We start from the raw sequence: 21050 nt of genomic DNA, 5'->3' as shown, positions 1-21050 counted from the left end.
CCAGTGCCTGTATAAGGTATAGGCATGGCGAGGGCGTATTCGTGCGCGCCGCGCGGTCACAGCCGACAGCTTCGCGCGCCTCGCCCCTTGGTTATCTGGACAGGAATCCCCAATGCGTCTTTTCAACTACCTCGCTGGCGCCTGCCTGGCCTTGGCCGGTACCTTGGCCCAGGCCGAAACCGTCTCTGGCCTGTACCAAGTGCGCGAGCCCCTCGACGGACAAGGCGTCGAGGCCCGCACCCAAGCCACCGCCAAGGCCCTGGACACCCTGGTGCTGCGCCTGACCGGCGACCCCAAGGCACCGCAGAACGCGGCGCTGGCCAGCTTGCGCAAGGATCCGCAGCAGATCATCAACCAGGTCGGCACCGAGGCCGGGCCGCCCGAGGCGGTGCTGGTCGAATTCGACCCCGGTAGCAGTGAACGCGCGTTGCGCCAGGCAGGCCTGGCCCTGTGGGGCAGCAACCGGCCGTCGATCCTCGGTTGGTGGCTCAACGACAGTGTCGAGGGCAGCAGCCTGGTCGGCGACGGCCAGGCTGCCGCCGAGCCGTTGCGCCGCGCCGCCCAGCACCGTGGCCTGCCACTGCGCCTGCCGCTGGCCGACCTGCAAGAGCAACTGGTGGGCAACGCCGAGCATATCGACGGCAGCGACCCGGCGCCGCTGCGCGAGGCATCCGAGCGCTATGGCGCCGATGCGCTGCTGGCCGTGCATGCCCATGAGGCGGATGGCAAATGGCAGGGCAAGTGGCAGTTGTGGCTGGGCGACCAGCGCGAGCAGGGCAGCGCCGAGGGCGTCGACCAGGCGGCCCTGGCCGATGCGGTGCTGCTGGCGGTGAGCAATCGCCTGGCGCCGCGCTATGTCACCCGGCCAGGGGCCAGCGGCGATCTGCAGCTGCAGGTGCAGGGCATGAGCCTGCAGCGCTACGCCGAACTGAGCCGTGTGCTCGAGCCGTACGGCGCGCGCTTGCAAATGGCCGATGGCGCGACCCTGACCTACGGCGTCACGGCCAATCGCGAGCAACTGCGCGCCCAATTGAGCCTGGCCAAGCTGCAGGAACTGCCGGCCGAGCCGCAGCCAGCCGGGCCTGGGCCGGCTGCCCAGGGTGAACCCGGTGCGGCTGCCCCAGCCGCCACGCCAACGCCGTTCGACGGCCTGCGTTTTCGCTGGTAAGGAGCACCACGAATGACTGACATGCGTCGCTGGATCTGGCTCGGCGCGGCACTGCTGATCGCCGTGCTGCTGTATTTTCTGCACAACATTCTGTCGCCGTTCTTGGTCGGCATCCTGCTGGCTTACCTGGCCGATCCGCTGGTCGACCGCCTGGAGCGCCTGGGGCTGTCGCGCACCTGGGGCGTGGTGGTGGTGTTCAGCCTGTTCACCCTGATCTTCCTGGCATTGCTGCTGGTGCTGGTGCCGATGCTGGCCAAGCAGCTGGTGCGCCTGTACGAACTGGCGCCGCAGATGCTCGACTGGTTGCAGCATGTGGCGTTGCCCTGGGTGCAAAGCCGCCTGGGCCTGGCCGATGGCTTCTGGAAGTTCGACAAGATCAAGTCGGCCATCGCCGAGCACATGGGCCAGACCACCGATATCGTCGGTGTGCTGCTGTCCCAGGCCACCGCCTCGAGCCTGGCGCTGATCGGCTGGCTGGCCAACCTGGTGCTGATCCCGGTGGTGGGCTTCTACCTGTTGCGCGACTGGGACCTGATGATGGCCAAGCTGCGCAGCCTGCTGCCGCGCCAGCGCGAACCGCAGGTGGTGGGGCTGGCCGGAGAGTGCCACGAAGTGCTGGGCGCCTTCGTGCGCGGGCAGTTGCTGGTGATGCTGGCGTTGGGCGTGATCTATTCCACCGGGCTGATGCTGGTGGGGCTGGAGCTGGGCCTGTTGATCGGCATGCTGGCGGGGCTGGCGGCGATCGTGCCGTACATGGGCTTCATCATCGGTATTGGCGCGGCGCTGGTCGCCGGGTTGTTCCAGTTCGGCGGCGAGCTGTACCCGATGCTGGGCATCGTCGCGGTGTTCATGGTTGGCCAGGCCCTGGAGGGCATGGTGCTGACACCGTTGCTGGTGGGGGATCGCATCGGCCTGCACCCGGTGGCGGTGATCTTCGCGATTCTCGCCGGTGGCGAGTTGTTCGGCTTTACCGGCGTGCTGCTGGCGCTGCCAGTGGCGGCGGTGATCATGGTGCTGCTGCGGCATGTGCACGACCTGTACAAGGAGTCGGACATGTATGCCGGGGAGATCGATCCGGATCTGTGACCGATCGCGGGGCAAGCTGGCGCCTGCAGTGGGTGTGCAGGGCAGGTGGTTGTGGGGCTTGCCCTGCGCACGGGTTGAAATGGTGCAACTGCTTGATTTTCCTTGTGCTATTTCCCTGGCCGATTGTGCCGCCCGCGCTGCGGGTATAGACTTTGCAACACTGTTCACCAAAGGCCCCCTGTGGTCCCTGCGACCGCCAGCCAGCATGAAACCGATCCAGTTGCCCCTGGGTGTGCGTCTGCGCGACGATGCCACCTTCATCAACTACTATCCGGGCGCCAATGCCGCGGCATTGGGCTACGTCGAGCGGCTATGCGAAGCCGACGCCGGCTGGACCGAGAGCCTCATCTACCTGTGGGGCAAGCAGGGTGTTGGCCGTACCCACCTGCTGCAAGCCGCCACCCACCGTTTCCAGCAACTGGGCGAACCTGCCGTCTACCTGCCCCTGGCGCAACTGCTCGAGCGTGGCGTCGAACTGCTCGACCACCTGGAACAATACGAGCTGGTGTGCATCGACGACCTGCACGTGATTGCCGGCAAGGCGGATTGGGAAGAGGCCATGTTCCACCTGTTCAACCGCCTGCGCGACAGTGGCAGGCGCCTGTTGCTGGCCGCCTCCAGCTCGCCGCGCGAGCTGCCGATCAAGCTTGCCGACCTCAAGTCGCGGCTGACCCTGGCGCTGATCTTCCAGATGCGCGGCATGTCCGACGAAGACAAGCTGCGCGCCCTGCAGTTGCGCGCGTCGCGCCGCGGCCTGCACCTGACCGACGAGGTCGGCCACTTCATCCTCACCCGTGGCACCCGCAGCATGAGCGCGCTGTTCGACCTGCTCGAACGTCTCGACCAGGCGTCGCTGCAGGCCCAACGCAAGCTGACGATACCCTTCCTCAAGGAAACCCTCGGCTGGTAGTGGCCTGAAAACACGGGGCCAGAGCCTCGAAACGGAAAAGTCACAACTTTTTCGATAAAATTTGCAAATGGGTTCGATAGAAGGCATAGTTTCCCCCTTCTAAAGGACTACAGACACGGTCGTGCCCATGCTGAAGCGCTTCGCACCCCTCGTGCCACTTGCACTTGTCACCCTTCTTTACGGCTGTGCCTCCACCGGCCCGGTCACGCCCTCGCAGGATCATTCTCTGGCTGCCGAGCAATCGGTCAAGGCCAAGGCGTCGGCTTCTTCGGTATTCACCGAGCAAGAGCTGGCCAGCGAAGATGATCTCGAGGCCTTCTCCAGCAACAGCAAGCCTTACCAGCTGCCGGTCCTGGCCGACAGCATCCTTGAGCGCGGCATGTCGCTGATCGGCACCCGCTACCGCTTTGGCGGCACCTCCGAGAAGTCCGGCTTCGACTGCAGCGGTTTCATTGGTTACCTGTTCCGCGAAGAGGCGGGCATGAACCTGCCGCGTTCGACCCGCGAAATGATCAACGTCGACGCCCCCAAGGTGGCCCGCAACAAGCTCAAGCCCGGCGACCTGCTGTTCTTCAGCACCAACGGCCGCGGTCGTGTCAGCCATGCCGGCATCTACCTGGGTGACAACCAGTTCATCCACTCCAGCAGCCGCCGCAGCGGTGGCGTGCGCATCGACAGCCTGGGCGATCGTTACTGGAGCAAGACCTTCATCGAGGCCAAGCGCGCGCTCGCCATGGCGCCGACCACGATCTCGCGCAATTGATTTGATATCAAAATGCTGTAACCTCGCACGGCGGCGTAGCTGAAAAGCTCGCCGCCGTGCGCATTTACAGAAAGCGTCTAATCTAATTTCTCAACTCGGCTTCGGCTGCGGCCGGACGGTCTTCGACAGGACGTTACCCTCATGGCGATGTTGGCGCGCTTCGCACTCCTTTCCCTCGTGGCTCTGCTCGGCGCGTGTTCGAGCCGTGCCCCGGCGCCTGCTCCGACGACCAAGCCCCCGGTGTCCTTCAATCAGCAGCCGGCCGCCTCGCCGGCTGCGGACGATGTGCTGTTCCGCGCCATCGGCCTGGTGGGCACGCCCTACCGCTGGGGCGGCAACACCCCGGACTCTGGCTTCGATTGCAGTGGCCTGATTGGCTATGTCTACCGTGACGCCGCCGGTATCAGCCTGCCGCGCACCACCCGCGACATGATCGTGATGCGCGCGCCGAACGTGGACATCAACGCCCTGCAATCGGGTGACCTGGTGTTCTTCGCCACCGGCGGCGGTTCGCAGGTCAGCCATGCCGGCATCTACGTGGGCGAGGGGCGCTTCGTGCATGCGCCATCGACCGGCGGCACCGTGCGCCTGGACTACCTGTCCAGCAACTACTGGTCGCGCGCCTACCTGCAGGCCAAGCGCGTGTTGCCGCCGGGTCACTTGGCACAGAATCCCTGATCAGGCGGGTGGGTCCTCGATCGAGGCCGCCCGCACTATTCTTCTACCGCTGCTCCCGGCGCTGTGCCGGTCAGGATGTCTGTCCCATAACGACATCTCTGGAGCGGTTCATGAGCACCATCAAGGAACGGGTCGAGCGTAGCCTCGACGCACTGGACGCAGCACGACCGCTGGCGGCCCTGGTGGACGAGATCATCCGCGAGTATCCCGATCCCTCTGTATTGGCAACTCGGGAGGCGGCGCGTCTTCTGGCCAAGCATACCGGCAAGGCGATGGACCCGCGTTTTGTCTGGTGGCATCAGTTCGACAGCGGCAGCAGCAGCCCGCGTACCTTCAATGGCTGGAAGCATTCTGGAACACCGGTCAAGTCGATGGGCCTGGCCGAGTTGGTGATCGAGCGCTTCGATGTGCAGTTCCAGGAGGTACCTGACCAGCTGGACCAGGTGGGAGGCTTCTATCGGCAGGGCGCGCGGGTCGGCCGGTTCGATGAGCGCAATGAAGTGCGCTTGCTCGGGCGCGAGGTGCAAAAGGATTTGTGGGCGTTGGATTTCGCCGAGGTCTACCGGGCTGCGATCGAGCGCTTCTGGTCCGTCCATGGGCGGGATTTCCGGGTAATTACCAAGATCAACTTGCTTGGGCAGGCCGCCAAGGCCCTGGACAACGGCCAGCTCAGCCTGCTCGACTGGCAGCGTCTGCGGGCGGTGGCGGCGGATGGCCTGGGCCCGGGGGTACTGCCGACCCTGGCGCTGTTGCAGCAGGACGCGACCGCTTCGCCGTTGGCCGTCAGCCGCTATGTCTTTGGTGACGCCGACCGCGGTAGCTTGTACCGACTGACGGCCGCGGATGGGCGGGTGGTCCTGTATATGCCGTGGTCGCACGAGGCTGTGCGTGGTTTCGATGGCGAACTGGCCATGGCGCGCTGGCTGCGTCGGCACCTGCAATCGGCCCAGGCGCTGCAGGCATTTGTCGACGGCGCGCACGTCAATCCGCGCGATGACAGCGGCAGGCGGCTGATCAAGCTGCACCTGCAAGGCATTGCTGACAGTCGTTCCGACGAGATGGCCGTGACGGCGCTCACGCTGTTCAAGCGCGAGCCAGGCAAGCCGTTGTTCGAGGTGCTGGCCGATCAGGCCTCGCTCGAGATGCAGCAGGCTGCCGAGGTCATTCAGAGCAATGCCGACCTGCGCAAGGCGATGTGGCGGGGTTACCTGTCGGCCTTTCTCAAGGTATTCGGTGGTTTCGCTCCCTTGGGCTGGCCCATGAGCCTGACGCTGCTGGGTGCCGGGGTAGGCAAGGTGGGGTTGGATGTGGATGCCGCGGCCCATGCCGTGGACGAGCAGGCGCGTCGCAGTGCGCTGCGCGACGCCATGCTCGACAGCCTGTACACGGCCTTGAACATGGTCGACATCAGCTTCACGTCAAGCTTCGCCTCGTTGGCTTACGACGCGCCGCCCCACGAGCTCAGGGCGTCACTTGGGCAATGGGCTGGGGTGCGTAGCGCCACCTTGCCGGTCGAAGGGCTTGAGGCCAACACGCTGGTGGCCAGTGAGCTGGGGCAAAGTGGCCGTTTGCGTGGCGTGCGCGTAGGCAATGATGGCAGTTGCTGGATTACCCTCAACGGCTTGATCTATCGGGTGCGCTATAGCCATGAGTTGTCTGTCTGGCTGATCGTGCCGCCGGACAACCCGTTCGCGTTCACCGCGCTGCACCCGGTGCGTCTGAGCGATGAGGGCGAATGGGAGCTGTTGGAACCGCCACGGCTGCTGGCTGGGGCCCCTCCGGCACAGGCGGAGCTAGCCAGCCTGCGCTCGGAGCTTTGGGATACCTATAGCCGGACCGACCTGTGGCAGAGCGCCAAGCTGTCGACCAAGGCCATCGTGCGGCAGAAGGATGTGCTGATCCAAGCGGGCGTGGCCGAGATTCCGCCCGGCCAGGTGTACGACCTGGATACCCGTGGCCTGCCGTGCGTGCTGGTCGCAGGCAAGCCGGTGTACTCCTATCGCCAGGGGCGACAGTTTGCCAACGCGTTGATCGAGGATTACACCCACGAGGCCTCGAAGATCAACGATGTGTTCCGCCACGGCATCTACGCGCACCCGGACATGGACGACTACATCATTCGTCTTGCCGACACCTTGGAGACGTTGCCCAAGAACAATGCCGTCACGCTGTATCGCGGTGGTAACGCCGCGCGGGGCACCGGTGGCGAAGGTTATCGCAGGGGACGCCTGCAAGTGGGCGATATCCTGGTCAACACCGACCTGAGCTCTTTCACCGAGAACCCCTACAAGGCCTGCGAGTTCGCATCGACCAGCAGTGGCGCAGAGGATGATGGCGCGATACGCGCGTTCGATGACAGCTCGGTGATCTTCGAGTTGCCGGCGCAGCGTTATCAGGGCGGCACACCGATCAGCCCATTCTCTGTTTACCCGATGGAAGCGGAAACCCTGTTTCTGCCGGGACATTACTTTCGAATAGAGGGGTTGCAGCAAGCATACGGGGAGGGCTATCGCTTCATTCATGTGCAGCTGGCCCGCGTGGCCGAGCCTGGTACGGCGCTGGTGCATGACCTGCGGACCGGCCAACCTTTCAACCAGGAGGCCTACCGCGGGCGCTTCAGGAGCCAGGCGGTGGTGGACCGGTTCTTCCCGCCGGCATTGGCCAGCGCTGAGGCGTAGCGACTCGCCGAGGTGTGTCCTCAGGCCTGTTTGAGCAGCAGTGCCACGCCGGGGAAATACTGCCCCAGCTCGTTGTGCAGCTTGCGGTAGGCGTAGGGGAAGTACCAGGCGATCGCGCAGGCGGTGTGTTTTTGCAGGTCGTCGACCAGGTCCTGCAGTTCTTCGGGGCTGGCGTGCTGGGCGGCCTTCCATGGGGTGACGAACAATGCCCCGGCCTTGAGCTGGCTGGCGTAGGCGATCGCCTTGGCCTGGTTGGCGCTTTCCTGCAAGGCCGCCGCCAGGTCGAGCCGGGCGATGCGTGGCCAGCGTTGACTGGCGTGCAGGTGTATCGAGTCCTCGGCATTGCCGATGAACAGGTCGCCGCGTCCCTCGCGCTCGCCTTCGTCACGCTGTTTCTTGCTGGTGTACTGCTCCAGCGCCACCAGCTCGGCCTGCCAGGCCGCTGCCGCGAGCAACCCGGTGTTGGCTGCGGCGCCGTGCCAGTAGGGGGCCTCGCTGTCGCCCTGGAACTGGTTGAAGCGGTCGATGCAGTCGACCCAGCGTTCCAGGGCCGGGCGCAGGAACTCCAGGCGTGGGTTGTTGATGATCAGGCCTTGCATGCTGCGCGCTCCTTGTCATTGTGGTCGCGGTCGGTCGCGGTGATGGCTATGTGATATCACTGCTTTGAGTGTGGCACAAGCTGGCGGATCGGCCATTGATCCAGGCCAGATCGGTCCATGCTCGATTGACGCTCCTGATGCAACCCTCTAACCTTCGCGGCGTGTTTCAGGTGCCCTGCGAGCCGTGGCTCGGCAGGGTGAAACTGGGAAGCCGGTGGGCGCCAAGCAAGGTGCGAGTCCGGCGCTGCCCCCGCAACGGTAGGTGAGTCAACGACCGCGCACAGCCACTGGGTTATTGCCTGGGAAGGCGCGCGGCCTGGGCCTGGCCCGCTCACAAGCCCGGAGACCGGCCTGCAACTGCCAACGGCATCACGGAGGGTGGTGCGCTCAGCGATGTGGCCTGCGCCACGGCCCCTGCGCGCTCTCCGTCTGCCCTGCCTTTCACCTGTCGCCCCACGCGGCAGCCTGCGGAGAACCCTGATGAGCGAATCCACCGAGCGCGACGAACGTCACCTGGCGCGCATGCAGCGCAAGAAGGCGGTCATCGACGAGCGCATCGCCAATTCCCCCAACGAATGCGGCCTGCTGCTGGTGCTGACCGGCAACGGCAAGGGCAAGAGCAGCTCGGCCTTCGGCATGCTGGCCCGCGCCTTGGGCCACGGCATGCAGTGTGGCGTGGTGCAGTTCATCAAGGGCCGCGACAGCACCGGCGAGGAGCTGTTCTTCCGGCGCTTCCCCGAGCAGGTGCGCTACCACGTGATGGGCGAAGGCTTCACCTGGGAAACCCAGGACCGTCAGCGCGACATCGCCGCCGCCGAGGCCGCGTGGGGTGTGTCGCGCCAGTTGCTGCAGGACCCGTCGGTACAGTTCGTGGTGCTCGACGAGCTGAACATCGCCCTCAAGCACGGCTATCTGGACCTCGACCAGGTGCTGGCCGACATCCAGGCCCGCCCGCCGATGCAGCATGTCATCGTCACCGGTCGCGGCGCCAAGCCGGAGATGATCGACCTCGCCGACACCGTGACCGAGATGGGCATGCTCAAGCACGCCTTCCAGGCCGGCATCCGCGCGCAGAAGGGCGTCGAACTGTGAGTGAACCACGCCACTGCCCGGCGGTATTGATCGCAGCGCCCGCCTCCGGCCAGGGCAAGACCACCGTCACCGCCGCCCTGGCGCGCCTGCACCGTAACCTCGGGCGCAAAGTGCGGGTGTTCAAGTGCGGGCCGGATTTTCTCGACCCGATGATCCTCGAACGCGCCAGTGGCGCGCCGGTGTACCAGCTCGACCTGTGGATGATTGGCGCCGACGAGAGTCGTCGCCTGTTGTGGCAAGCGGCCGCCGAGGCCGACCTGATCCTGATCGAAGGGGTGATGGGGCTGTTCGATGGCACGCCGTCCAGTGCCGACCTGGCGCGGCACTTTGGCGTGCCGGTATTGGCGGTGATCGATGGCACGGCCATGGCCCAGACCTTCGGCGCCCTGGCCCTGGGCCTGGCGCGCTATCAGCCTGACCTGCCGTTCGCCGGGGTACTGGCCAACCGGGTCGGCAGCCTGCGCCATGCGCAATTGCTCGAAGGCAGCTTGACCGAAGACCTGCGTTGGTATGGCGGCTTGTCCCGCGAGCGCGGCATCGAGTTGCCCAGCCGCCACCTCGGGCTGGTCCAGGCCAGCGAGCTGAACGATTTGGACGCCCGCCTGGATGCCGCCGCCGAGGCCCTTGGCGCCAGTTGCGATGCCGCCTTGCCACCGCCGGTCAGCTTTGCCGCGGCCGAACCGCAACGGCTTTCACCGCTGCTGGCCGGGGTGCGTATCGGCGTGGCGCGCGACGAAGCCTTCGCCTTCACTTATGGCGCCAACCTGGACCTGCTGCGGGCGCTTGGCGCCCAGCTGGAGTTCTTCTCGCCATTGCACGAGCAGGCCTTGCCTGTGGTGGACAGCCTCTACCTGCCGGGTGGCTACCCGGAACTGCATCACCATGCGCTGGCGGCGAATGCGCCGATGCTGGAGGCGATCCGTGCTCATCACGCCCAGGGCAAGCCATTGCTGGCCGAGTGTGGCGGCATGCTCTATCTGCTCGAGGCGCTGACGGATGTGGCCGGTGGGCGTGCGCCCTTGCTGGGGCTGCTACCGGGCGAGGCGACCATGCAGAAGCGCCTGGCAGCCTTGGCCTTGCAGGCCGTCGAGCTGCCGGAAGGCACCCTGCGTGGGCACACCTATCACCATTCGCTGACCAGCACCGAGCTGGCGCCGATCGCCCGCGGCCTGAGCCCCAACGGCGGGCGCGGCAACGAAGCGGTGTACCGTGTGGGCCGCCTGACCGCCTCCTACGTGCACTTCTATTTTCCCTCCCACCCCGAGGCGACGGCGGCGCTGCTGCGACCATGAGCGAACATGCCTACAGCGCCGCGGAACGTGCGGCAATCTACCGGGCCATCGGCGAGCGCCGCGACATGCGCCATTTCGCCGGCGGCGAAGTGGCGCCCGAACTGCTCGGGCGCCTGCTGGCCGCTGCTCACCAGGCGCCCAGCGTCGGCCTGATGCAGCCTTGGCGCTTCATCCGCATCAGCCAGCGGGCGTTGCGCGGGCGCATCCAGGCACTGGTGGAGGAGGAGCGGGTACGCACTGCCGAGGCCCTGGGCGAGCGCTCCGATGCGTTCATGCAGCTCAAGGTCGAAGGCATCAACGACTGCGCCGAGGTGCTGGTGGCGGCATTGATGGACAACCGCGAAGCGCATATTTTCGGCCGCCGCACCTTGCCCGAGATGGACCTTGCTTCGTTGGCCTGCGCCATCCAGAACCTCTGGTTGGCGGCGCGCGCCGAAGGTCTGGGGCTGGGCTGGGTGTCGCTGTTCGACCCACAGGCGCTGGCGGATCTGCTGGGCATGCCGGCAGGCGCCAAGCCGATGGCGGTGCTGTGCCTGGGGCCGGTGACCGAGTTCTACCCGGCACCGATGCTGGTGCTGGAGGAGTGGGCCAGCGCCCGGCCCTTGAGCGACATGCTGTACGAGAACCAATGGGGAGAACGCGCTTGAGCATGGCCTTGCTGAGCGTGGCGGGCGTGGCCCTGGATGCCTTGCTGGGCGAGCCCCGGCGGCGTCATCCGCTGGTGGGCTTCGGCAACCTGGCCAAGCGCCTGGAGCAGCGCTTCAATGCCGGCGGCCGTGGCTGGCGCAGCCATGGCGTCAGCGCCTGGTTCCTGGCCGTGGTGCCGCTGACCCTGGCGGCGTTGATCCTGTCCTGGCTGCCGTATATTGGTTGGCTGGTGGATGTGCTGGCGCTGTACTGCGCCCTGGGCCTGCGCAGCCTGGGCGAGCACGTGCTGCCGGTGGCCCAGGCCCTGCGCCAGGGCGACCTGGACGAGGCGCGGCGGCGGGTGGGCTACCTGGTCAGCCGCGAAACCGCTGAGCTGGACGAGCCGGCCGTGGCCCGGGCAGCCACCGAGTCGGTGCTGGAGAACGGCAGCGACGCGGTGTTCGCCGCGCTGTTCTGGTTCATCGTCGCCGGTGCTCCAGGGGTGGTGCTGTACCGCCTGAGCAATACCCTGGATGCCATGTGGGGCTATCGCAACGAGCGTTTCGAGCGCTTCGGCTGGTGCGCGGCGCGGGTCGACGATGTGCTCAACTACCTTCCGGCCAGGCTGGTGGCGCTGACCTATGCGGTGCTGGGCAACACGCGCCTGGCGCTGGCCTGCTGGCGCAAGCAGGCGCCGTTATGGGACAGTCCCAACGCCGGCCCGGTAATGGCGGCAGGCGCCGGGGCGCTGGGCGTCGAACTGGGTGGTCCGGCGGTGTACCACGGTGAACTGCATGAGCGGCCACGCCTGGGCGAAGGGCCGATGGCCGATGCCGACGCCATCGAGCGCGGCTGGAACCTGGTGCAGCGCGGTGTATGGCTGTGGTTGCTGGTAATTGGCCTGGGAGCCTACCTGTATGCTTGAACACGGTGGCCGCCTGCTGCGGGCGGTGAAACAGTACGGCATTGCCCGGGAGCAGTGGCTCGACCTGTCCAGCGGCATTGCGCCCTGGGCGTATTCGATAGCGGCGATACCGCTGGACGCCTGGGCGCGTCTGCCGGAGACCGAGGATGGCCTGGAGCAGGCGGCGCGGCGCTACTACGGGGTCGAGCAATTGCTGGCGGTGGCTGGGTCGCAGGCTGCGATCCAGGCGCTGCCGCTGCTGCGCCCGGCTGGGCGGATCGGCGTGTTGTCGCCATGCTATGCCGAGCATCCGCATGCCTGGCGGCGCGCCGGGCACACCCTGGTCGAGCTGGACGACAGTCAGGTCGATGCTGCCCTCGACAGCCTGGACGTGCTGCTGCTGGTCAACCCCAACAACCCCACCGGCCGCCGCGTGCCCCGCGAGCGCCTGCTGGCCTGGCATGCCCGCCTGGCCGCCCGTGGCGCCTGGCTGGTGGTGGACGAAGCGTTCATGGACAACACTCCGGCGCACAGCGTGATTCGCCAGGCGGGGCAGGCGGGTTTGATCGTGCTGCGCTCGTTCGGCAAGTTCTTCGGCCTGGCCGGTGTGCGGCTGGGCTTCGTCGTCGCTCCGGCCGAGGTGCTGCAAGGCCTGGCCGAGTCGCTGGGGCCGTGGACCGTCAGCGGCCCGAGCCGGGTGGTGGGGCAGGCCTGCTTTGCCGATGAGCTTGCGCACCTGATGCAGATCGCCCGTTGCCGCGCCGCCAGCGAACGCCTGGCCAGCCTGCTCGAAGATGCCGGCCTGGCGCCTGCTGGCGGTTGCGACCTGTTCCAGTACGTGGCCGACGAGCGCGCCGCGCAGCTGCATGAGTTTCTCGCCCGGCGCGGCATCCTGGTGCGTCTGTTCGAGCAGCCAGCGGCGCTGCGCTTTGGCTTGCCCGCCCGTGTCGCCGACGAGCAGCGCCTGGCCCAGGCCCTGGCGGACTACCAGAAGGAATCGGCATGACCACCCTCATGGTGCAAGGCACCACTTCCGATGCCGGCAAGAGCACCCTGGTCACCGCGCTGTGCCGCTGGCTGCTGCGCCAGGGCGTCGGCGTGGTGCCGTTCAAGCCGCAGAACATGGCGCTCAACAGCGCGGTGACCGCCGATGGCGGCGAAATCGGCCGCGCCCAGGCGGTGCAGGCCCAGGCCTGCCGGCTGGCGCCGCACACCGACATGAACCCGGTGCTGCTCAAGCCCAACAGCGACACCGGCGCCCAGGTGATTGTCCATGGCCGCGCGGTAACCTGCATGAACGCCGTCGCCTACCACGACTACAAGGCCATCGCCATGCAGGCGGTGCTGGCCTCCCACGCGCGTCTGCAGCAGGCCTACCCAGTGGTGATGGTCGAGGGCGCGGGCTCACCGGCCGAGATCAACCTGCGCGCCGGCGATATCGCCAACATGGGCTTTGCCGAGGCGGTCGACTGCCCGGTGATCCTGGTGGCCGACATCAACCGCGGCGGGGTGTTCGCCCACCTGGTCGGCACCCTCGAACTGCTGTCCTCGAGCGAGCAGGCGCGGGTCAAGGGCTTCGTCATCAACCGTTTTCGCGGTGACCTCGCCCTGCTGCAACCAGGCCTGGACTGGCTTGAGCTGCGCACCGGCAAGCCGGTGCTGGGCGTGCTGCCCTATGTCACCGACCTGCACCTGGAGGCCGAGGACGGCATCGACACGCGCCAGGGCGAGAAGGGCGAGCGCTTGCTCAAGGTGATCGTCCCGGTGCTGCCGCGCATCAGCAACCACACCGATTTCGACCCGCTGCGCCTGCACCCGCAGGTGGATTTGCAGTTCATCGGCCCAGGCCAGCCAATCCCGCCCGCCGACCTGATCATCCTGCCCGGCTCCAAGAGTGTACGCGGCGACCTGGCGCAATTGCGCGCGCGGGGCTGGGACACGGCCATCGCCCGGCACCTGCGTTATGGCGGCAAGCTCATCGGTATTTGCGGCGGCCTGCAGATGCTCGGCCAGCAGGTGCACGACCCGCAGGGGCTGGAAGGGCCGGCGGGGTCCAGCGCGGGGCTTGGCCTGTTCGACTACAGCACCGTCCTGGAAGCTGAAAAGCAGCTGCGCAACGTATCCGGCCAGCTCGAGCTCGAACAGGCAGCGGTAGCGGGCTATGAGATCCATGCCGGGGTCACCAGCGGGCCAGCCCTGGAACGACCGGCCGTGCAACTGGCCGACGGCCGCTGCGATGGCGCCATCAGCGCCGATGGGCAAGTGCTTGCCACCTACCTGCATGGCCTGTTCGAGGGCAGCCAGTCGTGCGCCGCGCTGTTGCGCTGGGCCGGGCTGGCCGAGGTCCAGGCCATCGACTACGAGGCGCTGCGCGAGCGTGATATCGAGCGCCTGGCCGACCTGGTCGAGCAGCACCTGGACACCGCGCGCCTGCGCCAGCTGTGTGGGGTGCGTGGCCATGCATAGCCTGATCCTCGGCGGCGCCCGCTCGGGCAAGAGCCGCCTGGCCGAGCAATTGGCCAGCGATAGCGGCCTGCCGGTGACCTACATCGCCACCAGCCAGCCACTGGATGGCGAAATGAACGACCGTGTGCGCCAGCACCGCGAACGTCGCCCAGCGCATTGGCGGCTGATCGAAGAGCCCCTGGCCCTGGCCGCGGTACTGCGCGGCGAAGCCGCCGAAGGGCGCTGCCTGCTGGTGGACTGCCTGACGCTATGGCTGACCAACCTGCTGATGCTCGAGAACCCCGCGCGCCTGACGCAGGAGTGCCAGGCGCTGCTCGACGGCCTTGCAACACTGCCCGGCACGCTGATCCTGGTCAGCAACGAAACCGGCCTGGGCGTGGTGCCCATGGGCGAGCTGACCCGCCGTTACGTCGACCTGGCCGGCACCCTGCACCAGGGCGTCGCCGCGCGCTGCCAGCGCGTGGTGCTGACCGTGGCCGGCCTTCCCCTGCTGCTCAAAGGACCTGCTCTATGACCCAGATGTGGTGGCGTGACGCCTGCCTGCCCCTCGACACCGCCGCCATGGACCAGGCCCGCGTCCGTCAGCAGCAGCTGACCAAACCCGCCGGTTCGCTCGGCCAGCTCGAAGGCCTGGCGATCCGCCTGGCCGGCATGCAGGGCCGTGAGCGGCCAAGCCTGGAGCAAGTCGCGATCACGATTTTCGCCGCTGACCATGGCGTGGTGGCCGAGGGCATTTCCGCCTACCCCCAGGCGGTGACCGGGCAGATGCTGCGTAATTTCGTCGGCGGCGGCGCGGCGATCAGCGTGCTGGCGCGCCAGCTGCAGGCCAGCCTGGAAGTGGTCGACCTCGGCACTGTCGACTCAAGCCTGGCGTTGCCGGGCGTGCACCACCTGCGCCTGGGCGCCGGCACCGGCAACTTCGCCCGCCAGCCGGCAATGACCGACGCCCAGTTGGTCGCGGCGCTGCAAGCGGGGCGCGACAGTGCCCTGCGCGCCCTGGGCAACGGCGCCCAGTTGTTCATCGGTGGTGAGATGGGCATCGGCAACACCACCGCCGCCGCTGCCCTGGCCAGTACCTTGCTGGGCTGCCCGGCCCATGAGCTCAGTGGCCCCGGTACTGGCCTGGACGGCGCCGGTGTGCGCCACAAGGCCGAAGTGATCGAGCGCGCCCTGGTGCTGCATGGCCTGCGCGCCGATCAGCCGCTGCAGGCCCTGGCCTGTGTCGGTGGTTTCGAGATCGCCGCCCTGGCAGGTGCTTACCTGGCCTGTGCCCAGCAAGGCGTGGCGGTGCTGGTCGATGGCTTCATCTGCAGTGTCGCCGCCCTGCTGGCGGTGCGCCTGAACCGGCAATGCCGGCCCTGGTTGCTGTTCGCCCACCAAGGCGCCGAACCTGGGCACAAGGCCGTGTTGGCGGCCCTGGAGGCCGAGCCGCTGCTGGCCCTTGGGCTGCGTCTGGGCGAGGGCAGCGGGGCCGCCCTGGCTGTGCCGCTGCTGCGCTTGGCGTGTGCCCTGCATGGGCAGATGGCGACCTTCGCCGAGGCCGCGGTGGCGGACCGCCCGGCATGATCCTCGACCTGCTGCGCCATGGCGAGACCGAGAGGGGCGGCGGCCTGCGCGGCAGCCTGGACGATGCCCTGACAGCCAACGGCTGGGCACAGATGCGCCAGGCGGTGGCCGCGGCCGGGCCGTGGGATGTGCTGGTCAGCTCACCCTTGCAGCGCTGCGCGGCGTTCGCCGACGAACTGGGTGCGCGCCTGGGCTTGCCGGTGCAGCGCGAGGCCGATGTGCGCGAGTTGCATTTCGGCGCCTGGGAGGGCTGCAGCGCGGCGCAGATCATGCAGACCGAAGCCGACGCCCTGGGGCTGTTCTGGAACGATCCCTATGCGTTCACCCCCCCGGCCGGCGAGCCGGTGCTGGCGTTCGCCGAGCGGGTCATTGCCGCGGTCGATGGGTTGGCGCAGCGGCATGCCGGCAAGCGCGTGTTGCTGGTCACCCATGGCGGGGTGATGCGCCTGTTGCTGGCGCGGGCCCGCGGCTTGCCGCGCGAGCAGTTGCTGCAGGTCGAGGTCGGGCACGGTACGCTGGCACGCCTGGCCCTCGACGGCAATGGCCAGTGGCTCGAGGTGGTCTGAGATGCTGCCGTTGTTGATCGCCTTGCAATTTCTCAGCAGCTTGCCGGTACGCCTGGCGGGCATGCCGGCGCCCCAGGACATGGGGCGCTCGCTGTTGTACTACCCGCTGGTGGGGCTGCTGTTCGGCCTGTTGCTGTGGTTGGCCAGCCATTTGTTGCAGGGCACGCCTGCGCCGTTGCATGCGGCCTTGCTGCTGACGATGTGGGTGTTGCTCAGCGGCGCACTTCACCTCGATGGCCTGGCCGACAGCGCCGATGCCTGGCTCGGTGGCTTTGGCGACCGCGAGCGGACCTTGCAGATCATGAAGGACCCGCGCAGCGGGCCGATTGCCGTGGTTACGCTGATGTTGGTGCTGCTGCTGAAGTTCTGCGCGCTGTGGGTGCTGGTCGAGCGCGGCGTTGGCGGGCTGCTGGTGTTGGCACCGGTGGTGGGGCGGGCGGCGCTGCTCGGGTTGTTCCTCACTACGGCTTATGTGCGCCCGGGCGGGCTTGGCGCGGCCTTGGCCGAGCACCTGCCGCGTCGCGCTGGCGTTGCGGTGTTGCTGGGTTGCGCGGTGCTCTGCGTGGCGCTGGGGGGCTGGCCGGTATTGTGGGTGATGCTGCTGGCTGGCGTGGCGTTCGCCTGGTTGCGGCGGTTGATGTGCCAGCGCCTGGGCGGCACCACGGGGGATACTGCGGGCGCACTGCTGGAGTTGCTGGAATTGCTGGTGTTGCTGGGATTGGCGCTATAAGGGCGGCAGCGCGAAGCAGGCGACGCGAGGGCACCGGCCTTGCCGGTGTTCGCCGGCAAGCCGGCTCCTACAGGTTTGCGGCGTACCCCGCCCGTAGGCGCCAGCTTGCTGGCGAAGCAGGCGGCGCGGTGGATGGCACCGGCCTTGCCGGTGTTCGCCGGCAAGCCGGCTTCTACAGGTTTGCGGCGTACCCCGTCCGTAGGAGCCAGCCTTGCTGGCGAAGCAGGTGACGCGGTAAGCCGGAAATATCCCACGGGCAACTCGGAGCCTTGTCTGGGCCTCTGCGGTTATCCTCGACCGTCTCGACCACTTGGAGTGTCCCTATGCACCACTGGATCCTCGCCAGCCTGCTGGCCCTTGCCGCCATGCCTGCCAGCGCCGCCGACCTGATGGATTTCTGGGACACCCCGCGCCATGGCGGCAACAGCTTCAACCGCCTGCCGCCGGACCAGGCCTATTTCGATGCGCTCAAAGGCTACGGGGCCAGTTGGGTGCGGCTGTCCTATGACAAGTGGCGCCCGGCCGGGCGCGACTTCCTGTTGGGCAACGCCGATGCTTACCAGGGCTTGGCGGCTGCCGACCTCAAGCAACTCGTCGCGGTGCTCGACCGGGCCCATGCCGCGGGCCTGAAGGTCGTGATCACCCCGCTGTCGCTGCCCGGCATGCGCTGGAGCCAGAACAACCAGGGCCAGTTCGACGATCGCCTGTGGCAGGACAAGCGCTTCTGGACGCAATCCGCACGCTTCTGGCGCGATATTGCCCAGGCGCTCAAGGATCACCCGGCGATCGCCGCCTACAACCTGATCAACGAGCCTGCGCCGGAGAAACTCGGCGGGCTGGCCGAGCATGCATCGCCTGGGCAGATGCAGCAGTGGTATGCCCGCCAGCAGGGCGGTGCGCGCGACCTGCCGGCGCTGTACCGGCAATTGCTGGCGGCAATCCGCGAAGTCGATGACAAGACCCCGGTCATGCTCGATGCCGGCTGGTACGCCGCCGCCGATGCCTTCGGCTATTGGCCCGCGCCACTGGCGGACGCCCGGGTGCTGTACAGCGTGCACATGTACGAGCCCTATGCGGCCACCAGCGCGCCGAACCTGGCCCGCCAGCGGCCATATGCCTACCCGGGGCCGGTGCCTTTCGCCGGGCAGGTGCAGCCGTGGAACGCGCAGCGGATTGCCGACTACCTGCAGCAGCCCCTGGACTGGGCCCAGCGCATGAAGCTGCCGCGCTCGCGCCTGGTGGTCGGGGAGTTCGGCTGCATGCGGCGCCTGCCAGGGTGTCGGCAGTACCTGGAGGACGTGCTCAGGGTTCTGGACCGGCAACAATTGCATTGGGCGTTCTACAGTTTTCGCGAAGACAGTTGGGACGGCATGGACTACGAACTGGGTACAGGCAAGGTGCCATGGCGCTATTGGCAGGCCATCGAAAAGGGCCAGGCCGACCCTTTGCCGCGCCAGGCGACCCCGGCATTCGAGCCCATTCGACGCCGGCTGCAGCCGTGAAAGCTCTTGCAACACTCGATATGCGGGTATATACACGTATTCATGCTGACCAGTGAATGCATCTGCACCCACCTGCGTCGCGCCGCCCGCGGGGTGAGCCGGCACTATGACGAAGCCCTGGCCGGTTTCGGGATCAATGTCGCGCAATTTTCCTTGCTGCGTCATGTGCAGCGTCTGGACCGGCCGAGCATTACCAGCCTGGCCGAAGCCATGGGTCTTGAGCGCAGCACCCTGGGGCGCAACCTGCGGGTACTGGAGGCCGAGGGCCTGGTGCAACTGGCCGAGGGCGATGATCAGCGCAACCGTCTGGTGCTGTTGAGCGCGGCCGGCAAGGCCCGGTTAGAGGCGGCCCACCCAGCCTGGGAACAGGCTCAGGAGCAGTTGGTGGCGCGCCTGGGTGAAGGGCAGCGGGACGAACTGGTGCGCTTGCTGGAACGCTTGGCCTGAAACACCACGACTATAAGCGGGTATATACCCGCATAAACCTTGCGATGTGCCGGAGACGATGACAATGACTTCCCTATGGCGGAGCAGCGGGTGGGTGTTGCTGGGGGCGGCGCTGATCCTGGCGTTATCCCTGGGCGTGCGGCATGGCTTTGGCCTGTTCCTGGCGCCGATGAGCGGCGAATTCGGCTGGGGCCGAGGGGTATTCGCCTTCGCCATTGCCTTTCAGAACCTGATCTGGGGCCTGGCCCAGCCGTTTTCCGGGGCCCTGGCCGACCGGCTCGGCGCGGCCAGGGTAGTGGTCATTGGCGGCATGCTCTATGCCGCCGGGCTGGTGCTGATGGCCCTGGCCGATTCCCCCTGGTCGCTGTCGCTGAGCGCTGGCTTGCTGATTGGCATCGGCCTGTCCGGTACCTCGTTCTCGGTGATCCTCGGCGTGGTCGGCCGCGCGGTGGCGCCGGAAAAGCGCAGCATGGCGATGGGGATCGCCAGCGCGGCGGGGTCGTTCGGCCAGTTCGCCATGCTCCCAGGCACCCAGGGCTTGATCCAGTGGCTGGGCTGGTCGTCGGCATTGCTGGTGCTGGGCTTGCTGGTGGCGCTGATCGTGCCGTTCGTCGGAATGCTGCGCGACCGCCCGCTGCCCAGCCATGGTGCCGAACAAAGCCTTGGCCAGGCACTGCGCGAGGCCTGTTCGCATTCCGGGTTCTGGCTGCTGGCCCTGGGCTTTTTCGTCTGCGGCTTCCAGGTGGTGTTCATTGGCGTGCACCTGCCGGCCTACCTGGTCGACCAGCATTTGCCGGCGACCACCGGCACCACGGTGCTGGCGCTGGTCGGGCTGTTCAATATCGTCGGTACCTACACCGCCGGCTGGCTGGGTGGACGGATGTCCAAGCCGCGCCTGCTGACCGGTCTCTACCTGTTGCGGGCGGTGGTGATCGTGCTGTTTCTGTGGGCGCCGGTGACGCAATACAGCGCCTACCTGTTCGGTATCGCCATGGGCCTGCTGTGGCTGTCCACGGTACCGCTGACCAACGGCACCGTGGCCACCTTGTTCGGCGTGCGCAACCTGTCCATGCTGGGCGGTATCGTGTTCCTGTTCCATCAGCTGGGGGCCTTCCTGGGCGGTTGGCTGGGCGGCGAGGTGTATGACCGCACCGGCAGCTACGAGCTGGTCTGGCAGTTGTCGATCCTGCTCAGCCTGCTGGCCGCCGCCCTCAACTGGCCGGTACGCGAACGCCCGGTGGCCCGGTTGCAGGCCCAGGCCGCATGAAGCGCCTGTTGCTAGGCGTGGCGGCATTGCTGGTGCTGGCCCTGGTGTGGTGGGGCTGGCAGGTGAGCGGCTTGGCGCTGCTGCAGTTGGGCATGAGCCTATGTTAGGGCTACCCTGCACCTGAACGTACGATTCGCAGGAGACTGACAATGCATGCACGCTGGCTGACGCTACCCATCCTGGCCCTGGCCGCCGCCACCTCGAGCTGGGCGGCGGATTGCCCGGCCCTGCTCCAGGGCAGCCTGCCCGAATTGCGTGGCAAGGAGCAGATCGACCTGTGCCAGCGCTTCGCCGGCAAGCCGCTGGTGGTGATCAACACCGCCAGCTACTGCGGCTTTGCCCCGCAGTTCGAAGGGCTCGAAGCGATCTACCAGGACTATCACGGCAAAGGCTTGGAAATGCTTGGCGTGCCGTCCAACGACTTCAAGCAGGAAGACGCCGACAGCGAGAAAACCGCCAAGGTCTGCTATGCCAACTACGGCGTGACCTTCAGCATGACCAAGGCCCAGCCAGTGCGGGGCAAGGACGCGATTCCGCTGTTCGTCGAGCTGGCCCGGCAGAGCAGCGCGCCGAAATGGAACTTCTACAAGTACGTGGTGGACCGCAAGGGCAAGGTGATCGGCAATTTCTCCAGCCTGACCAAGCCGGATGACCCGGCGTTCAAGGCGGCGATCGACAAGGCCATTGCTTCCCAGCCGTGAGCCCGGTG

At 67.1% G+C, this 21050-nt stretch carries 21 protein-coding genes and 1 riboswitch; of the genes, 20 read left to right on the top strand and 1 reads right to left on the bottom strand.

Features of this window, described 5'->3' with window-relative positions:
* Window positions 1-112 precede the first annotated feature (112 nt).
* The 6 genes from NJG22_RS03360 to NJG22_RS03335 all read left to right on the top strand — a co-directional run bounded on the left by NJG22_RS03360 (window position 113) and on the right by NJG22_RS03335 (window position 7283).
* Window positions 113-1168, top strand: a complete 1056-nt coding sequence (locus tag NJG22_RS03360) for a DUF2066 domain-containing protein (protein ID WP_253092545.1) — start codon at window positions 113-115, stop codon at window positions 1166-1168.
* 12 nt (window positions 1169-1180) lie between these two features.
* The gene (locus NJG22_RS03355) at window positions 1181-2254 is read left to right on the top strand and encodes an AI-2E family transporter (RefSeq protein ID WP_253092543.1); all 1074 of its coding nucleotides are present in this window, start codon (window positions 1181-1183) and stop codon (window positions 2252-2254) included.
* A gap of 205 nt (window positions 2255-2459) precedes the next feature.
* Window positions 2460-3164 (top strand): DnaA regulatory inactivator Hda, encoded by a 705-nt coding sequence (hda, locus tag NJG22_RS03350; protein ID WP_031314897.1) that lies wholly within the window; start codon window positions 2460-2462, stop codon window positions 3162-3164.
* A 127-nt stretch (window positions 3165-3291) separates the two neighbouring features.
* Entirely contained in the window at window positions 3292-3927 is a 636-nt protein-coding gene (locus NJG22_RS03345) for an NlpC/P60 family protein (RefSeq protein ID WP_253092541.1), read from the top strand.
* A gap of 141 nt (window positions 3928-4068) precedes the next feature.
* On the top strand, window positions 4069-4605 hold the full coding sequence (locus NJG22_RS03340) for a C40 family peptidase (RefSeq protein WP_253092539.1): 537 nt from the start codon (window positions 4069-4071) through the stop codon (window positions 4603-4605).
* 110 nt (window positions 4606-4715) lie between these two features.
* On the top strand, window positions 4716-7283 hold the full coding sequence (locus tag NJG22_RS03335) for a DUF6543 domain-containing protein (protein WP_253092537.1): 2568 nt from the start codon (window positions 4716-4718) through the stop codon (window positions 7281-7283).
* Between the two features lie 20 nt (window positions 7284-7303).
* On the opposite strand, the gene NJG22_RS03330 is transcribed toward NJG22_RS03335, so the two are convergent.
* A complete protein-coding gene (locus NJG22_RS03330; RefSeq protein WP_253092535.1) occupies window positions 7304-7882 on the bottom strand; it encodes a hypothetical protein in 579 nt (192 codons plus the stop codon).
* A 151-nt stretch (window positions 7883-8033) separates the two neighbouring features.
* Window positions 8034-8252: riboswitch (cobalamin riboswitch) on the top strand.
* Between the two features lie 110 nt (window positions 8253-8362).
* Here NJG22_RS03330 and cobO point away from each other — a divergent pair.
* From cobO to NJG22_RS03260, 14 genes are all read left to right on the top strand, one after another.
* Window positions 8363-8974 carry a cob(I)yrinic acid a,c-diamide adenosyltransferase gene (cobO, locus tag NJG22_RS03325; protein ID WP_253092533.1) on the top strand — a complete coding sequence of 204 codons (612 nt, stop codon included), beginning with the start codon at window positions 8363-8365 and terminating at the stop codon, window positions 8972-8974.
* Complete coding sequence (locus NJG22_RS03320) at window positions 8971-10266, top strand: cobyrinate a,c-diamide synthase (protein ID WP_253092531.1); 1296 nt, start codon at window positions 8971-8973, stop codon at window positions 10264-10266. Before cobO ends, NJG22_RS03320 begins: the two co-directional genes overlap by 4 nt.
* A complete protein-coding gene (gene bluB, locus NJG22_RS03315; protein WP_253092529.1) occupies window positions 10263-10913 on the top strand; it encodes a 5,6-dimethylbenzimidazole synthase in 651 nt (216 codons plus the stop codon). Before NJG22_RS03320 ends, bluB begins: the two co-directional genes overlap by 4 nt.
* A gap of 2 nt (window positions 10914-10915) precedes the next feature.
* The gene (cbiB, locus tag NJG22_RS03310) at window positions 10916-11818 is read left to right on the top strand and encodes an adenosylcobinamide-phosphate synthase CbiB (RefSeq protein ID WP_253092634.1); all 903 of its coding nucleotides are present in this window, start codon (window positions 10916-10918) and stop codon (window positions 11816-11818) included.
* Complete coding sequence (cobD, locus tag NJG22_RS03305; RefSeq protein WP_253092527.1) at window positions 11811-12803, top strand: threonine-phosphate decarboxylase CobD; 993 nt, start codon at window positions 11811-11813, stop codon at window positions 12801-12803. The genes cbiB and cobD overlap by 8 nt, the downstream gene beginning before the upstream one ends.
* The gene (locus NJG22_RS03300) at window positions 12800-14263 is read left to right on the top strand and encodes a cobyric acid synthase (protein ID WP_253092525.1); all 1464 of its coding nucleotides are present in this window, start codon (window positions 12800-12802) and stop codon (window positions 14261-14263) included. The genes cobD and NJG22_RS03300 overlap by 4 nt, the downstream gene beginning before the upstream one ends.
* Complete coding sequence (cobU, locus tag NJG22_RS03295) at window positions 14256-14777, top strand: bifunctional adenosylcobinamide kinase/adenosylcobinamide-phosphate guanylyltransferase (RefSeq protein WP_253092523.1); 522 nt, start codon at window positions 14256-14258, stop codon at window positions 14775-14777. Before NJG22_RS03300 ends, cobU begins: the two co-directional genes overlap by 8 nt.
* Window positions 14774-15829 carry a nicotinate-nucleotide--dimethylbenzimidazole phosphoribosyltransferase gene (cobT, locus tag NJG22_RS03290; protein ID WP_253092521.1) on the top strand — a complete coding sequence of 352 codons (1056 nt, stop codon included), beginning with the start codon at window positions 14774-14776 and terminating at the stop codon, window positions 15827-15829. The genes cobU and cobT overlap by 4 nt, the downstream gene beginning before the upstream one ends.
* Window positions 15826-16395 (top strand): alpha-ribazole phosphatase family protein, encoded by a 570-nt coding sequence (gene cobC / locus NJG22_RS03285; RefSeq protein WP_253092520.1) that lies wholly within the window; start codon window positions 15826-15828, stop codon window positions 16393-16395. The genes cobT and cobC overlap by 4 nt, the downstream gene beginning before the upstream one ends.
* Window position 16396: 1 nt before the next feature.
* Window positions 16397-17125 carry an adenosylcobinamide-GDP ribazoletransferase gene (locus NJG22_RS03280; protein WP_253092518.1) on the top strand — a complete coding sequence of 243 codons (729 nt, stop codon included), beginning with the start codon at window positions 16397-16399 and terminating at the stop codon, window positions 17123-17125.
* A gap of 389 nt (window positions 17126-17514) precedes the next feature.
* Entirely contained in the window at window positions 17515-18627 is a 1113-nt protein-coding gene (locus NJG22_RS03275) for a cellulase family glycosylhydrolase (protein ID WP_253092632.1), read from the top strand.
* Window positions 18628-18669: 42 nt separating this feature from the next.
* Entirely contained in the window at window positions 18670-19074 is a 405-nt protein-coding gene (locus NJG22_RS03270) for a MarR family winged helix-turn-helix transcriptional regulator (RefSeq protein ID WP_253092516.1), read from the top strand.
* A gap of 64 nt (window positions 19075-19138) precedes the next feature.
* The gene (locus tag NJG22_RS03265; RefSeq protein WP_253092513.1) at window positions 19139-20341 is read left to right on the top strand and encodes an MFS transporter; all 1203 of its coding nucleotides are present in this window, start codon (window positions 19139-19141) and stop codon (window positions 20339-20341) included.
* 149 nt (window positions 20342-20490) lie between these two features.
* On the top strand, window positions 20491-21042 hold the full coding sequence (locus NJG22_RS03260) for a glutathione peroxidase (protein WP_253092511.1): 552 nt from the start codon (window positions 20491-20493) through the stop codon (window positions 21040-21042).
* The last annotated feature ends 8 nt before the right edge of the window (window positions 21043-21050 follow it).

Source organism: Pseudomonas sp. VA159-2, from assembly GCF_024126635.1.
Taxonomy (GTDB): domain Bacteria; phylum Pseudomonadota; class Gammaproteobacteria; order Pseudomonadales; family Pseudomonadaceae; genus Aquipseudomonas; species Aquipseudomonas muyukensis.
The sequence above is the reverse complement of the archived record's forward strand: the minus strand, read 5'-3'. Positions and strand labels throughout refer to the sequence as shown.

Coding starts and splice junctions, on each gene's coding strand:
- NJG22_RS03360 (WP_253092545.1), top strand. CDS start 113: ATGCGTCTTTTCAACTACCTCGCTGGCGCCTGCCTGGCCTTGGCCGGT.
- NJG22_RS03355 (WP_253092543.1), top strand. CDS start 1,181: ATGACTGACATGCGTCGCTGGATCTGGCTCGGCGCGGCACTGCTGATC.
- hda (WP_031314897.1), top strand. CDS start 2,460: ATGAAACCGATCCAGTTGCCCCTGGGTGTGCGTCTGCGCGACGATGCC.
- NJG22_RS03345 (WP_253092541.1), top strand. CDS start 3,292: ATGCTGAAGCGCTTCGCACCCCTCGTGCCACTTGCACTTGTCACCCTT.
- NJG22_RS03340 (WP_253092539.1), top strand. CDS start 4,069: ATGGCGATGTTGGCGCGCTTCGCACTCCTTTCCCTCGTGGCTCTGCTC.
- NJG22_RS03335 (WP_253092537.1), top strand. CDS start 4,716: ATGAGCACCATCAAGGAACGGGTCGAGCGTAGCCTCGACGCACTGGAC.
- NJG22_RS03330 (WP_253092535.1), bottom strand. CDS start 7,882: ATGCAAGGCCTGATCATCAACAACCCACGCCTGGAGTTCCTGCGCCCG.
- cobO (WP_253092533.1), top strand. CDS start 8,363: ATGAGCGAATCCACCGAGCGCGACGAACGTCACCTGGCGCGCATGCAG.
- bluB (WP_253092529.1), top strand. CDS start 10,263: ATGAGCGAACATGCCTACAGCGCCGCGGAACGTGCGGCAATCTACCGG.
- cbiB (WP_253092634.1), top strand. CDS start 10,916: ATGGCCTTGCTGAGCGTGGCGGGCGTGGCCCTGGATGCCTTGCTGGGC.
- cobD (WP_253092527.1), top strand. CDS start 11,811: ATGCTTGAACACGGTGGCCGCCTGCTGCGGGCGGTGAAACAGTACGGC.
- NJG22_RS03300 (WP_253092525.1), top strand. CDS start 12,800: ATGACCACCCTCATGGTGCAAGGCACCACTTCCGATGCCGGCAAGAGC.
- cobU (WP_253092523.1), top strand. CDS start 14,256: ATGCATAGCCTGATCCTCGGCGGCGCCCGCTCGGGCAAGAGCCGCCTG.
- cobT (WP_253092521.1), top strand. CDS start 14,774: ATGACCCAGATGTGGTGGCGTGACGCCTGCCTGCCCCTCGACACCGCC.
- cobC (WP_253092520.1), top strand. CDS start 15,826: ATGATCCTCGACCTGCTGCGCCATGGCGAGACCGAGAGGGGCGGCGGC.
- NJG22_RS03280 (WP_253092518.1), top strand. CDS start 16,397: ATGCTGCCGTTGTTGATCGCCTTGCAATTTCTCAGCAGCTTGCCGGTA.
- NJG22_RS03275 (WP_253092632.1), top strand. CDS start 17,515: ATGGATTTCTGGGACACCCCGCGCCATGGCGGCAACAGCTTCAACCGC.
- NJG22_RS03270 (WP_253092516.1), top strand. CDS start 18,670: ATGCTGACCAGTGAATGCATCTGCACCCACCTGCGTCGCGCCGCCCGC.
- NJG22_RS03265 (WP_253092513.1), top strand. CDS start 19,139: ATGACTTCCCTATGGCGGAGCAGCGGGTGGGTGTTGCTGGGGGCGGCG.
- NJG22_RS03260 (WP_253092511.1), top strand. CDS start 20,491: ATGCATGCACGCTGGCTGACGCTACCCATCCTGGCCCTGGCCGCCGCC.